We start from the raw sequence: 12,256 nt of genomic DNA on the forward strand, positions 1-12,256 counted from the left end.
TCAGCGCCGCCGGAATCGCCGGGCGATCGAGGACCCGATCATCTGGATGCCCTGCACCAGCACGATCAGCGTGATGACGGTGACGACCATCGCGAACCCGTCGTAGCGCTGGTAGCCGTACGACAGCGCCAGGTCGCCGATGCCGCCGGCGCCCACCGTGCCGGCCATCGCGGTGGCGTCGATGAGTCCCACCGTCGCGATCGTGACGGCGAGGATCAGGGACCCGCGGGCCTCGGGCAGCAGGAAGCGCCAGAAGATCTGGAACGGCGAGGCGCCCATCGCCCGCGCGGCCTCGATGACCCCGCGGGGAACCTCCAGCAGCGAGTTCTCCACGAGCCGGCCGATGTAGGGCGCGATCATGACCGTCAGCGGCACGATTGCCGCCCACACGCCGATGCTCGTTCCCACGAGGAAGCGGGTGAAGGGGAGGATCGCCACGAGCAGGATGATGAACGGCAGCGAGCGGACGATGTTCACCACGATCCCCAGGACGAGGTTCACGGCCCGGTTCGGCAGCACGCCGCCGGGTCGGGTGAGGGCGAGTGCCGTGCCGATCGCGATCCCGAGGATCGACCCGAGCACGAGCGCGACGCCGAGCATCTGCAGCGTCTCGGCGAGCGCGGTGAGGTAGATGTCGGGGGTGATGAGGGTCCAGCGGTCGCCGTTCACGCGATCACGTCCTTCAGGTCGACGACGCGCTCGGACAGGTAGGCCCGCGCCGCCGCGACGCGCGTCGGGTCGCCGGTGACCTTGAGGATCATCTGCCCGACGGTGTGCTCCCGGATCTCCGTCATGTCGGCGTGGAGCATGTTGACCGAGACGTCCAGGTCGCGGATGAGGTCGGACACGAGCGGCTGCGTCACCTCCTCGTCCAGCAGCAGCAGGCGCCACAGGCCCTCGCTGCCGAGGTGGTCCACGACCCGGCGCGGGAGCCCCTGCGGCACGACGGTGGAGACGAAGTCGCGCGTGATGCCGGCGCGCGGATGCAGGAACGTCTCGAGCACGCTGCCGCGTTCCACCACGCGGCCCTCGGCCATGACCGCCACTTCGTGGGCGAGGTCTTTGATGACGTCCATCTCGTGGGTCACGACGAGGATCGTGGTGCCGTATTCGCGGTTGATGTCGCGCAGGAGGTCGATGATCTGCACCGTCGTGGTGGGGTCCAGGGCGCTGGTGGCCTCATCCGAGAGCAGGATGCGCGGGTTGCGCACGAGTGCGCGGGCGATCCCGACGCGCTGCTTCTGCCCGCCGGAGAGCTCACCGGCGAAGCTGTCGGCCTTGTCGCCGAGCCCGACGAAATCCAGCACCTCCTCGGCGCGGGCCCGCGCCCGCGCCTTGCCCACGCCGTCCAGTCGCAGCGGCAGCGCGACGTTGTCGCGCACCCGGACGGTCTCCAGGAGGTTGAACTGCTGGAAGATCATGCCGGTGTGCTTCTGCGCGTCGCGCAGGCCCTGCCCGCGGAGCGCACCGATGTCGACGCCGTCGACGACGACGCGGCCGGTGGTGGGCTGCTCGAGGCCGTTGACCATGCGGATGAGGGTGGACTTGCCGGCCCCGCTGTAGCCGATGACCCCGAACACGGTGCCCTCGGCCACTTCGAGGGAGACGCCGCGGAGGGCCGCCGTGTCGGCGGCCCTCCCGGGGAAGGTCTTGGAGACGTCGTCGAAGACGATCGTCCCCGATCCGGCGCCGCTCATTCGAACCAGGCGGGCAGGTTGAAGCCCGCGTACTGGGGCGAGGAGGTGATGTACTCGATGAACTCCGGCGACTCGTACGCGGCCTTGATCGCCTCGGCCCAGGCGGAGTCGACGTCGGCGGCGCGCACCGTCACGACGTTGGAGAACTCCACCGGCTGGTCCTCCACCGCCAAGGCGTCGTCGTAGTCGAGCCCGCCGGCGATGATGAAGTTCCCCTGGATCGTGGCGTAGTCCACGTCCTGCAGCGCCGGCACCTGCTGGGCGTTCTCGATGTCGGTGATGTCCAGGTCGTACGGGTTTTCGGTGATGATCGACAGGTCGGCAGTGTTGGGGTCTTCGACGTCGTCGAAGTCGATCCATCCGGCCTCGCGCAGGATGAGCAGCCCGCGGTAGAGATTCGACGGCGAGTTGGGCACCGTCACGGTCGAACCCTCGGCGACGTCGTCGAGGGAGTCCTTCTTGCCGCCGAACAGGCCCATCCGAGGGGTCGGGATCTGCACGAGGGCGGCGTTGTCCAGGCCCTCCTGGGCGTTGACGAACTCCATGTAGACGGGGTGCTGCATGATGTTGGCGTCGATCTCACCCGTGTCCACGGCGACGTTGGTGACGATGCCGTCGGTGAACTCCACCGTCTCAACGGTGTAGCCCTCCTCCTCGAGGAGAGGCACGATGCCGTCCTGGAACATCTCCAGGTACGGGCCGGGGTTGAAGCCGACGGTGATCGTGGTCTTCTCGGCGGTCTCGCCGCCGTCGCCGGATGGGGCGGACGCGCATCCGGTCAGCAGCAGCGCGAGCGCCGCGGTTCCGGCGAGAAGGGTGCGGGGATTGCGCATGGACGTCCTCTTTCGCTGAGCAGGGCGGCGTGACCCGGGTGCGTCACGGCCGCCCCGCCACGCTAGGCCGCGCACCCCCTCCCTCCCCATTCCGCCCGTCACACACGGCAACATTCCGCCGACGCGGGGCCGTGGCGGCGGCGGGTCAGGCTTCGGCGAACAGGTTCGAGAGGACGCGACGGGCGAAGTCGGCCTGGCCGGGCGCGGTGTTGGTCAGCATGATGAGGCCCTTCCACAGGGCCCAGCCGCGCCCGCGCGCCCACGTGGCGTCGTCGAGGGCGAGGTCGCGCCGGAACACCGCTGCGGCGGAGCCGGAGACGAAGGTCCACACCGGCACGGTGTCGCACGCGGGATCGCCCACGGCCGCGCATCCGAAGTCGACCACGGCCGCCAGTCGCCCATCGCGCACCAGCAGGTTCGCCGCGGCCACGTCGCCGTGCAGCCAGCGCGCGGGTCCGGCCTCGCCGTCCGCCGCCACGGCGTCGCGCCAGATCCCTTCGGCGAGGGCCCGTTCGCGACCCGACACGCGGTCGAGCATGTCGCGGACTTCCTGATCCCAGTGCCCGACCGGACCGCCGCGGTGGGCGCTGTGCGTCCCCGGCCCCGGCCCGCCCGCGGGATCGGCCGCGCGCAGGGCCACCAGGAAGGCGGCGAGGTCGGCGGCGAACCGCTCGAGGTCGTCGATGGAAGCCTGCGCCGCCGGCGTCCCCGGCATCCACCCGTACACCGACCACGGTGCCGCGAAGAGGGGGCTCGGGCGCCCCCGCCCGTGGACGTGCGGGATCGGCAGGGGCACGGCGGCGGCCAGCTGCGGCAGCCACGTCTGCTCCTTCTCCACCTGCGGCACGTAGCCGGGGGCGCTGGGCAGCCGGACGCTCAGCTCATCGCCGAGGCGGAACATGCGGTGGTCGTTGCCCCCCGCCGCGACGGGGCGGACGGGCAGGCCGACCCAGTGCGGGAACTGCTCGGCGAGCAGCTCGCGCACCAGACCGGCGTCGATGCGCTGGGCATCGACGGCGCCCGCGGGGCTCACTCCGTGCCGCGACCGGTCTTGTTCTGCAGGCGGTCGATCTGCTCGGAGGCCTCCGCCTTGCTGATGTCGGCGGGGATCTCCTCCCCCGCCTCGCGGGCGAGCGTGTCGAGGTAGCTGCGCTGCGGCGCGGTCATGGGTTCGTCGCCGGTCACCCAGGTCGACGGGTCCTTCTCGGCGGAGTTGTCGGGATTCCCGGTCGCGCCGAGCATCTCGCGGTCGTCGTTCGTTGCGGAGTCGTTCGAATCGGACATGCGTTCGATGTTAGGCGGAGGGCCCGACGGCGCCACGGGGGCTTGACGGATGCGGCGGTGCCGGGTCCAGGCGCCGATCCGCCGGGTCACATCGCGGTCGCCGGGTCTTCCTCGGTGCACTCCGCCCGGGCCAGGCGGCGCCGCCCGCGCACCCACGTGAAGAACACGCCGGCGGCGTACACGAACAGTCCGCCGGCCACCACGGCCAGGACGATCACGCGGTTGGGGCCGTTCAGGACGTTGTTGACCCAGCCCAGCAGCGGCAGGCTGTACCAGAGCGTCCCGCGGATCTGCACGGCGTGCACCGGCTCCGGATCGTTGCCGGGATTGTTGTCGCCCTTGGTGAGAAAGGTCAGTTCGCCGTTCTCGTACGTCTTGGACACGACGCGGTGGCTCACGACCGCGGCCTCCCCCGAGCGGATCTGATAGGTGACGACGTCGCCGACGCGGATGTCTTCGGGGTCGGTGGGCCGGATGACCACGAGGGTGCCCGGCGGAAGCCGCGGCTCCATCGACTGCGTGAGCACCGTCATGGCGCTGCCGCCGACGAGGGCCGGCACGCCGATGACGGCCGCGGCCACCGCGAGCATCAGCATGAGGACGGCCGCGCTGAGCGACACCCCGAGGTAGTGCAGCAGGCTGTGCTTGCGTGCTTCCTCGCGTGCGGCCGCGCGCTGGGAGCGCCGGGTCGGGCGGAAGTCGGGATCGGGAGTGGTGTGGGTCATGAGCAGCGCAGGGAGGGGAAGAGGATGCCGAGGTTCCACGGCGTCGTGCGGATGACCGAGACCGGCTGGCTCGGTGCGGCGGTGGTGCCCGAGGTGGCATCCCGCGCCTCGATGGCGAGGGCGAACGTGCCGTTGCGGGGCAGGTCGTAGCCGCCGAGGGTAACGGATGCCGTCGCCGCGTCGGCGGTCACGGTGTCGACCGTGTCACCGGAGGCGGTGTCGAAGAGGCGGTAGGTGACGGGCGAGCCGGCGACGCGGTTGGCCGGGGCGGTCCAGGCGAGGGTGACCTCTCCCCAGCGCGACGCGGTGCACGAGGGCGCGGCGGCCGAGTCGATGCGGTAGGCGGTCTGCGTGAACGGCGCGGACTCGGCGGTGGCCGTCCAGTGCGACCCGACGGCACCGGTCACGCGGAACGCGACCGTCACGCTCTGCCCCTGCAGGGCGGCGTTGGCGGCGGACGCATCCGTTCCGGAGATCCGCGTGGCCACGCATACCGTGACGGTGGCGCCCGGGGCGATCGTGCGCGCGCCGGCGGGGAGCGCGGGGGCGGGATCGGCGAGGGTCGTCGTGATGACGCCCGTGCTCGGGACCGTCGTGCCGCACGTCCCCGTCCACAGCTGCAGCGTGGTCTTCTGAGCGAGGGCCGCACTGCCGGTGGACTGGCTGGCGAGGGTGTAGGTGAGGGGTGCGCGGCCGGTGTTGGCGATCGCGAGCGTTCCGCGGGCCGTCTGGGAGGCCGTGCCGGCGTACCGATACGTGGTGGTGAGGCCGCCGGCCTGCGTGAGGGTCGTGGCGACCGTGGCGGAGGACGCCTGCGCGGTCACGGTGGCGCTCGCCAGCCAGGCGGCCGCGGCCGCTCCGCCGCTGGCCAGCGCGACGAACGTCGCGACCGCGACGATCGAGACGAGAAGCCGGCGGCGGGTCATCGGGACACCTGGGATCCGGAGACGGTGAGGGACAGGGCGCCGGCCGCAGCGCCGGCCGCCGCGGCGGGTGCGGCGACGGGCAGGCCCACCCCGATGCACAGGGTCGCCGCGGCACCCGGCGCCAGGGTCTGGGCGAGGTCGGCGGGGGATCCGAGGGGGGTGGTCACCGTGGGCGCCACTTTACCGGCCGTGCAGTCCGCCGCCGTGCCGCGGCCGGCGGAGACGACGAGCGCCGAGGTGAATGGCGTCGTCGCGGCCGAGGAGCCCTGCACCGACAGGGACAGAGGCGTCGTGCCGTCGTTGCGGACGGTGGTGGCGGCGTACACGGTCTTGCCGGGGTACAGGTCGGTGGCGTTCAGGGCGAGGGGGGTGAGCGACAGCGCGGCAGATCCGGCGGTCACGGTGACCGCGTCGGCAGCGGGGGCGCTGCTGGCCCACGCGGCGAACGTTCCGCCGCCGGCGACGATCCCCAGGACGATCGCCCCCGCCGTGCCGAGCGCGGCGAGTAGCATCCGCACCGGCGCCGAAGCGCGGTGCTGCTGCTGCGCGCGTCGCGCGGGGCGTGGGCGGGGGCGAATCATCCTGGTCCTCATCCGTGTGGTGGGCTCGCGCCCGGGGCGTAGCCGCGGGGTGGGTCAGTTGGTGTTCTGCGTCAGTGTGACGGTGAGGTCGCTGAGGTTCACCGCGCCGCCCATGGCGTCGTTGTTGCCGCCTGCGGTGTCGCCGGCGGGGAAGGCGATCGAGACCGTGACGGTCACGTCCTCGTCCACGACGCCGCTGCCGGGAGCGACGGTGAAGGTCGGGCCGGTGCCGCTGATGCCCTCGCCGGAGGCGGTGAGCGTGGCGCCTTCCTGCAGGTACCCGGCGAGCGCCTGGTCGGATGCGTCGGTGGCGTCTGCCGCGGCGATCGAGCCGCCGGTGAGTCCGAGCGTGGCCTGGATGCTGTCGCCTTCGGCGCTGACGGACATGGTCTTGCTGTAGGTGAGGACGTCGCCCGGTGCGATGGCATACGAGGCGAGGTCGATGGTGCTGCCGTTCGCGGTCCAGACGCCGGCGACGCCGGAGTCTTCGACGACCATGTTGCCCGACGCGATGGTCGCACCCGCGGTGGTGGCGGAGGCGTTCCAGCTGGCGAAGGTGCCGGCGCCGCCGAGGAGGAGGGTGACGCCCGCGGCGGTGGCGATCGAGGCCTTGACGAACTTCTTCATGGGATGTCCTTTGCTTCGCGGCGGTCGGCCGCAGATGAGGGGTGGATGCCGCGGGCCTGTTCCCGATCCGATCCGGACCGGCTGCCCTTGCGACATCTACAGTCTTGAACCCCTGCCGCAACGTTCGGCCCGGGTAATGGCCAGCCTCGTCGCAGGGTTGCCGCAGGGTCTCGGACACCCTCGTCCTCGCTCGAGCAGGCGAACCTCAAGACCGCCTCAGGAAACCCGCACCGTGGTCAGAGCATCCGCGCCGTCCCGCCCCGCTACACCCCGAGGCGGTCGAGGAAGGCGTTCGCGAAGACGCCGCAGGGATCGAGGGCGCGGCGCAGCGAGCGGAAGTCGTCCCACTGCGGATAGAGGCCGGGCAGCCGGGGCGCCGCGGCATCCGCGTCGAACACCTTGCCCCAGTGCGGCCGCGCGGCGAACGGCTCGAGGGCGCGTGCGATGTCGGGGAGGACCGCCTCGACCTCGGCCTGCCGCGGCTGCCACGTGAAGTGGATGCCCACGACGCCGCCGCCCTGGGCCGGTGAGAGCCACAGGTCGTCGCCGGCGACCGTGCGCACCTCGCACACCAGCAGGAGCGGCGCGATCTCGCCGGCCAGCGCCCGCACAGCGCGCAGGGCGTCGCCCGCATGCTGTCGCGGGACGAGGTACTCCGTCTGCAGCTCATCGCCGCTGGACGGGGTGTACTCGAGCTTGAAGTGCGGAAGCCGCGCGAGCCAGGGGCCCGGCACGCCGAGCTGATCGGTGCAGTGCTCGGGGTCGACGCCGGGCAGCGGATGCCGCTTGACCGTCGCACGGCGGGCACCCGACAGCGTGTCCGGTGCGGGTCCGGTCTCGGTGGTGCGCTTGACCCACACCTGGTCGATGACGTCGGGGTCGAGCCAGGTCGTGAACAGCGAGACGCTGTATCCGGCGGCGGTGATCGCGCTGAACCCGGTGAGCGCGGCATCCAGGGGGAGCTCCTCGTACACCGTCTGGGCGATGTCGAAGCGCGGCACGATGTCGAGCTCGAGCGTCGTGACGACCCCGAGTGCACCGAGAGACACCACCACGCCGGGGAAATCGGGATCGCCGCGGCGAAAGGTGCGGAGGGCGCCGCCGGCGGTGACGAGCTCGACCGCGGCGACGGCCGACGCAAGCGACCCCACGGTGTCACCCGATCCGTGCGTGCCGGTGGCCACGGCCCCCGCGAGGGAGATGTGCGGGAGGGAGGCGAGGTTGGCCAGCGCCCACCCGTCGCGCTCGAGCCGCGCGGCGAGGTCGCCGTACCGCAGGCCGGCTGCGGCCCGGACGACGCCGCGATCGGGATCGATCGACACCTCCGGCGGGAGCGCGGCGACCGAGACGGCGACGCCGTCGGTGTCGGCCACGGCGTTGAAGCTGTGGCGTGTGCCGAAGGGCTTGATACGAGCGGCGCGCGACACCACCGCGGCGAGCTCTTCGACCGATGTCGGCGACACCGTCTCGGCCGCGGAGTAGACGAGGTTTCCCGCCCAGTTCCGCCGCCGGCCCGCGGTCATCTCTGCTCCACCAGCACCGCATCGGCCACGAACGGGCCGGCCGGGAGCTCGACGTCGGCTCCGGCAGCATCCTCGGCTCCGGCAGCATCCTCGGCTCCGGCAGCATCCACGGTCACCCGGTAGGTCCCGGCGAACCCGCGCACCGCCACGACTCCGTCGGCGTCGGCCGCGACCGATTCCGGCGGAGTCCACCACTGGCCGCGGATGAGGTCGTGCAGCGCGTCGTACGCCGGTTTCCGGGACCCGTCCGCCCGCACGAGACCCGCCGGGGCACCCAGCCACGCGCCGGCATCCGTCAGCCCCCAGTAGGTGACCGACTCGACGGCGGGATGGGCGAAGGCCGTGCGGTAGTGGCGGACGATCTCGTCGGCCTGGCGCGCCTCGCCCGCCGGGGTGGACGGCCACTGGTCGACGACGTAGTCGTTGAGGTCGACGATGTGCGGCGGCATGAGGTCGCCCGACACGAGCGTCGTCTCGGTCAGCTGCAGCGGCAGGCCGAAGCGAGCGAACCGGTCGAGCACGTCGCCGATCTCCTCCTCGCCGCGGAAACCCTGGTGCATGTGGGTCTGCAGCCCGATCGCGTCGATGGGCACCCCGGCGTCCAGGCTCTCGTCGATGATCCGCTCGTAGGCCGGAGACAGGTCGAAATCGTTGAGGACCAGGCGCGCGTCGGGCCCGGCCGCCCGCGCCTCCTCGAAGGCCATCCGCACCATCCCGAGCCGGCCGTGCCGCTGCGCGAGGCGCGTGAGGGCGTTGTCCTCCGCCGTGAACGCCGGCAGGATGACGGCTTCGTTGATGGCGTCCCACAGATCCACGGTGCCGGCGAATCCGGCCACGACGGTGCGGATCCGTTCGCGGACGGCCTCCTCCACGGCGCGGTCGTCGAGGTCGAGCAGCCACGTCGGGGCGAGCGTGTGCCACACCAGGGGGTGCCCCTTGACCCTCACGCCGCGGTCGCGGAACCACTGCGCGGTGCGCCGGAGCCGCGCGGCGTCGGTGACGCCCCGCACGGGTTCGAAGAGGCGCCAGTAGAACGGCAGGGTGACGGCGTTGAAGAGGGAGAGGTAGGCGTCGGCGAGCACATCGACCCCGGCACCGGTGTCCTCGGGCTCCGCGTCGCCGCGGTCGGTGGCCGCGGCGATCTCCTGCGGCGGGGGGCCGGCGATCGGGTCGATGAAGTCGAAGCCGATGTTGCCGAAGCCGAAGGCCTGCCGGGTCTGGGCGACGGTCACCGCCGCTCCCGCGAGCGGCGTGCCGTCGCGGCCGAGGAGGCGGATCCGTGCGTCCGTCCGTCGATGAGCGAACTCGGGCATCAGCGGCCTCCTCCCCCGCGGCGGGAGGTCCCCACCGGGCGTCGAGGTCCCAGCGTAACCGCGCGCCCGCCGGCCGGGACGCGCACGTCCCACGTCCGCGCCTGTTCGGTGCATCCGCGCCGCTTTGAAGCGTGGCGGATGCACCGAAATGGCGCGAACGCGGGGCGCCCGGGCGGATCAGGGCGCGGAGGGGACGATGCGCGAGCGCCAGGCCGTGAGCGCGGCGGCCACGGCGCGGGTGTGCGCCCACGGCATCTCCGGCACCTCGCGGCGACCCTCGGCGAGGGCTCGGCTGAGGGCATCCGCCTCCGCCGCCATCGGCTGCACGGCCTGAACGGTCACGACCGTGGGCTCGGCCTCGGCGGGGCGCACGACGATGGTCGTCGGGCTCTCCGCCCGCCCGCCCCACGCGTCGGGCAGCTCGATGGAGCCTCCGGTGCAGTGGATGACCGCGGAGGAGGGCAGCTCGCGAACGATCGACGTGGCGAGCGCACCCTCCACCGCGCCGAAGCGGATGAGCGCCCGCGCCTCCCCGTCGACGCCGGCCACGAGTTCACCGACGGCGTCTGCCACCACGACGGCGTCCGGGGCCAGGGCACGCGAGGCGAACGCCGCCTCGACGGCCAGCGACACCGGATAGCAGCCGACGTCGAGGATCGCGCCACCGGCGAGCGCCGGATCGAACAGCCGCCCGCTGCGTGAACCGGCCTCGAATCCGAATGCCGCCTCGACCCGGACAGGGCGGCCGACCGCCCCGTCCGCGAGCACCTGGCGGAGCGCGTCGGCCCACGGGCCGAACCGGTTCTTGTACGCCTCCACGAACGGCCGGTCCGCCGCTTCCGCCGCGGCGAGGATGCGGTCGACCTCGGCGGCGGTGGGGCTCGCCGGCTTCTCGCACAGCACCGCCTTGCCCGCCTCCAGTGCCCGGACGGCGAGGTCGGCGTGGGTCGTGTGGACCGTGCCGACGTAGACGGCGTCGATCTCGGGGCGCCCGAGCACCTCGTCGTACGTCCCAGAGAAGGCGGCTCCGGCCTCGGCGGCGAAACGCTCGGCACGTCCGCGGTCCGAACTCCCCACCGCCGCGAGCATCCCGGAGCGGGAGGCGTGCAGGCCCGCCAGGAAGTCGCGGCTGATGGCTCCGGGCCCGAGGATCGCCCACCGGGTGCGCTGCGCTGTCGTGCTGGTCACCGTGCCGATGGTAGCCGGATCACGGGTCCCGTCAGATCGTGGACCACGGCCCCAGGCGGTGCCACGTGCGGTCGTGGTAGACGAGCGGATGCGGGTCACCCGCCTGGTCCGCATCCGCCGGCACGCTCGCTTCGATGGCGTGCACGACGTAGAGGATGGAGTTGCCCGCCTCGAGGCGGTGCGCCACGCGTCCCCGGATCCACGCGAAGGCGGATGGGTACAGCGGCTCACCGGTGGGCAGTCGCTGCCACGCGGATGCGTCGGCGAAGCGGTCGGCGCCCTTGTCGGCGCCCAGCTTGGCCAGCCACAGCTGCTCGTCGGTCAGCAGGTGCACGACGAGCGTCTCGGCGTCTTCGAGCACGGGCGTGCTGGAGGAGAGCACGGAGGCGGAGAAGACCAGCAGCGGCGGCTCGGTGCTCACCGAAGCCAGCGAGCTGACGGTCATCGCGACGGGTCGCCCGCCGGGATCCGCCGTCACGACGGCCACCCCGGCGGGGTGGGTGCGGAACGCCGCTTTGAACGTGTCGGCCGCGAGCGAGGGCTCTGTCCCCTGGGGGACGAGGCTCAGTGAGTGTCGCGCGGAAGCGGGCTGCGAGACGCCGGCCTGGGGCATGCAGGATCTCCTTGACGGCGACCGCCCATCGGCCGCCCCCACCATTCTCCTCGCCGTTTCCTGAGCCCGGCCCGACAGGGACCCCCACAGGTGCGGTCGTTAGGCTGACGCGATGACCAGCGAGCTTGCGGGGACCTTCAATTTCCGGGACACCGGCGGGATGCCGCTGGCCGGCGGGGGCGCGACCCCCTTCGGCGTGCTCTACCGCTCGGACGCGCTGAGCGACCTGACCCCGGCGGGGCTGGAGGTGCTGGCGGCCACGGACATCGGCGTCGTCGTCGACCTGCGCACGGCGTTGGAACGGGAGCTCGCGCCCGATCGTCTCCCCGCCTCGCGGCCGTTCCGGGTCGTCGAGCTGCCGGTCACCGAGGGGGCACTGGTCGGACTCGCCCAGCAGGGGGCCGAGGCCGTGGCGGCGGGCACCGACCCGGCAGTGCTGGCGGCGACCGCGGAGGCCGCGCTCGCGCTCATCCCGCCGCTCGGAGACGTGTACGTCGAGATGCTCGAGCACGGCGCCGCGACGTTCGCGGAACTCGCGCGCGTGGTGAGCGCGGCCACCGTCGACCCGCCCACGGCGGTGCTCGTGCACTGCACGGCCGGCAAAGACCGCACCGGCATCGCAACGGCGCTGATCCTGGACGCCGTCGGCGTCGAGCGCGCGGCCGTCGTCGCCGATTACCACGCGTCGCAGGAGCATCTGGACGGGCCGTGGGCACAGCGGATGTTCGCGATGGTCCAGACGCTCGGCGTCCCCGTGACCGATCAGATCCGTGAGCTGGTCGCCGGCACGCCGGTCGAGGCGATCGAGAAGGCTCTGGCGTGGGTGGATGCGCGCGGCGGATCGGCCGCCTACCTGCAGCAGGGCGGACTCACCGACGCCGAGCTGGCGGCCCTGCGCGCCCGGCTCAGCGGCTGACGAGGGGGAATGCGCAGCCGCTGAGCCGAG

The 12,256-nt window shown here is 72.6% G+C and carries 14 protein-coding genes; 1 reads left to right on the forward strand and 13 read right to left on the reverse strand.

Annotated elements, in window-relative coordinates; translation table 11 throughout:
• From E4V99_RS04430 to E4V99_RS04490, 13 genes are all read right to left on the reverse strand, one after another.
• Entirely contained in the window at positions 1 to 669 is a 669-nt protein-coding gene (locus E4V99_RS04430) for a methionine ABC transporter permease (protein ID WP_240742783.1), read from the reverse strand.
• The gene (locus tag E4V99_RS04435; protein ID WP_135116528.1) at positions 666 to 1,697 is read right to left on the reverse strand and encodes an ATP-binding cassette domain-containing protein; all 1,032 of its coding nucleotides are present in this window, start codon (positions 1,695 to 1,697) and stop codon (positions 666 to 668) included. The genes E4V99_RS04430 and E4V99_RS04435 overlap by 4 nt, the downstream gene beginning before the upstream one ends.
• The gene (locus E4V99_RS04440) at positions 1,694 to 2,530 is read right to left on the reverse strand and encodes a MetQ/NlpA family ABC transporter substrate-binding protein (RefSeq protein WP_167747707.1); all 837 of its coding nucleotides are present in this window, start codon (positions 2,528 to 2,530) and stop codon (positions 1,694 to 1,696) included. Before E4V99_RS04440 ends, E4V99_RS04435 begins: the two co-directional genes overlap by 4 nt.
• Positions 2,531 to 2,675: 145 nt before the next feature.
• Positions 2,676 to 3,563: an aminoglycoside phosphotransferase family protein gene (locus E4V99_RS04445; RefSeq protein ID WP_135116529.1), complete on the reverse strand. Its 888-nt coding sequence runs from the start codon at positions 3,561 to 3,563 to the stop codon at positions 2,676 to 2,678.
• Entirely contained in the window at positions 3,560 to 3,814 is a 255-nt protein-coding gene (locus tag E4V99_RS04450; RefSeq protein ID WP_135063124.1) for a DUF3072 domain-containing protein, read from the reverse strand. The genes E4V99_RS04445 and E4V99_RS04450 overlap by 4 nt, the downstream gene beginning before the upstream one ends.
• Before the next feature lie 86 nt (positions 3,815 to 3,900).
• The gene (locus E4V99_RS04455; protein WP_135116530.1) at positions 3,901 to 4,539 is read right to left on the reverse strand and encodes a signal peptidase I; all 639 of its coding nucleotides are present in this window, start codon (positions 4,537 to 4,539) and stop codon (positions 3,901 to 3,903) included.
• Complete coding sequence (locus E4V99_RS04460; protein ID WP_135116531.1) at positions 4,536 to 5,465, reverse strand: hypothetical protein; 930 nt, start codon at positions 5,463 to 5,465, stop codon at positions 4,536 to 4,538. Before E4V99_RS04460 ends, E4V99_RS04455 begins: the two co-directional genes overlap by 4 nt.
• The gene (locus tag E4V99_RS04465) at positions 5,462 to 6,046 is read right to left on the reverse strand and encodes a hypothetical protein (RefSeq protein WP_135063118.1); all 585 of its coding nucleotides are present in this window, start codon (positions 6,044 to 6,046) and stop codon (positions 5,462 to 5,464) included. The genes E4V99_RS04460 and E4V99_RS04465 overlap by 4 nt, the downstream gene beginning before the upstream one ends.
• A gap of 54 nt (positions 6,047 to 6,100) precedes the next feature.
• Positions 6,101 to 6,673, reverse strand: a complete 573-nt coding sequence (locus E4V99_RS04470) for an alternate-type signal peptide domain-containing protein (protein WP_167747706.1) — start codon at positions 6,671 to 6,673, stop codon at positions 6,101 to 6,103.
• A 263-nt stretch (positions 6,674 to 6,936) separates the two neighbouring features.
• Positions 6,937 to 8,196: a D-arabinono-1,4-lactone oxidase gene (locus E4V99_RS04475; protein ID WP_135063114.1), complete on the reverse strand. Its 1,260-nt coding sequence runs from the start codon at positions 8,194 to 8,196 to the stop codon at positions 6,937 to 6,939.
• Positions 8,193 to 9,509, reverse strand: coding sequence for an endo-1,4-beta-xylanase (locus tag E4V99_RS04480; protein WP_135063112.1), 1,317 nt, complete (start codon positions 9,507 to 9,509; stop codon positions 8,193 to 8,195). Before E4V99_RS04480 ends, E4V99_RS04475 begins: the two co-directional genes overlap by 4 nt.
• 177 nt (positions 9,510 to 9,686) lie before the next feature.
• Positions 9,687 to 10,697 (reverse strand): Gfo/Idh/MocA family oxidoreductase, encoded by a 1,011-nt coding sequence (locus E4V99_RS04485; RefSeq protein ID WP_245233119.1) that lies wholly within the window; start codon positions 10,695 to 10,697, stop codon positions 9,687 to 9,689.
• Positions 10,698 to 10,728: 31 nt separating this feature from the next.
• On the reverse strand, positions 10,729 to 11,310 hold the full coding sequence (locus E4V99_RS04490; protein WP_135063108.1) for a flavin reductase family protein: 582 nt from the start codon (positions 11,308 to 11,310) through the stop codon (positions 10,729 to 10,731).
• 112 nt (positions 11,311 to 11,422) lie between these two features.
• Between E4V99_RS04490 and E4V99_RS04495 the strand changes: the two genes are divergently transcribed.
• Positions 11,423 to 12,226, forward strand: coding sequence for a tyrosine-protein phosphatase (locus E4V99_RS04495; RefSeq protein ID WP_135063106.1), 804 nt, complete (start codon positions 11,423 to 11,425; stop codon positions 12,224 to 12,226).
• The last annotated feature ends 30 nt before the right edge of the window (positions 12,227 to 12,256 follow it).

Source organism: Microbacterium sp. dk485 (genome assembly GCF_004570445.1).
GTDB lineage: Bacteria > Actinomycetota > Actinomycetes > Actinomycetales > Microbacteriaceae > Microbacterium > Microbacterium wangchenii.

Excerpts from the sequence above, each read along its gene's own strand:
- E4V99_RS04435 (WP_135116528.1), bottom strand. The coding sequence starts at position 1,697 with ATGAGCGGCGCCGGATCGGGGACGATCGTCTTCGACGACGTCTCCAAG.
- E4V99_RS04440 (WP_167747707.1), bottom strand. The coding sequence starts at position 2,530 with ATGCGCAATCCCCGCACCCTTCTCGCCGGAACCGCGGCGCTCGCGCTG.
- E4V99_RS04450 (WP_135063124.1), bottom strand. The coding sequence starts at position 3,814 with ATGTCCGATTCGAACGACTCCGCAACGAACGACGACCGCGAGATGCTC.
- E4V99_RS04455 (WP_135116530.1), bottom strand. The coding sequence starts at position 4,539 with ATGACCCACACCACTCCCGATCCCGACTTCCGCCCGACCCGGCGCTCC.
- E4V99_RS04460 (WP_135116531.1), bottom strand. The coding sequence starts at position 5,465 with ATGACCCGCCGCCGGCTTCTCGTCTCGATCGTCGCGGTCGCGACGTTC.
- E4V99_RS04465 (WP_135063118.1), bottom strand. The coding sequence starts at position 6,046 with ATGATTCGCCCCCGCCCACGCCCCGCGCGACGCGCGCAGCAGCAGCAC.
- E4V99_RS04470 (WP_167747706.1), bottom strand. The coding sequence starts at position 6,673 with ATGAAGAAGTTCGTCAAGGCCTCGATCGCCACCGCCGCGGGCGTCACC.
- E4V99_RS04475 (WP_135063114.1), bottom strand. The coding sequence starts at position 8,196 with ATGACCGCGGGCCGGCGGCGGAACTGGGCGGGAAACCTCGTCTACTCC.
- E4V99_RS04480 (WP_135063112.1), bottom strand. The coding sequence starts at position 9,509 with ATGCCCGAGTTCGCTCATCGACGGACGGACGCACGGATCCGCCTCCTC.
- E4V99_RS04490 (WP_135063108.1), bottom strand. The coding sequence starts at position 11,310 with ATGCCCCAGGCCGGCGTCTCGCAGCCCGCTTCCGCGCGACACTCACTG.
- E4V99_RS04495 (WP_135063106.1), top strand. The coding sequence starts at position 11,423 with ATGACCAGCGAGCTTGCGGGGACCTTCAATTTCCGGGACACCGGCGGG.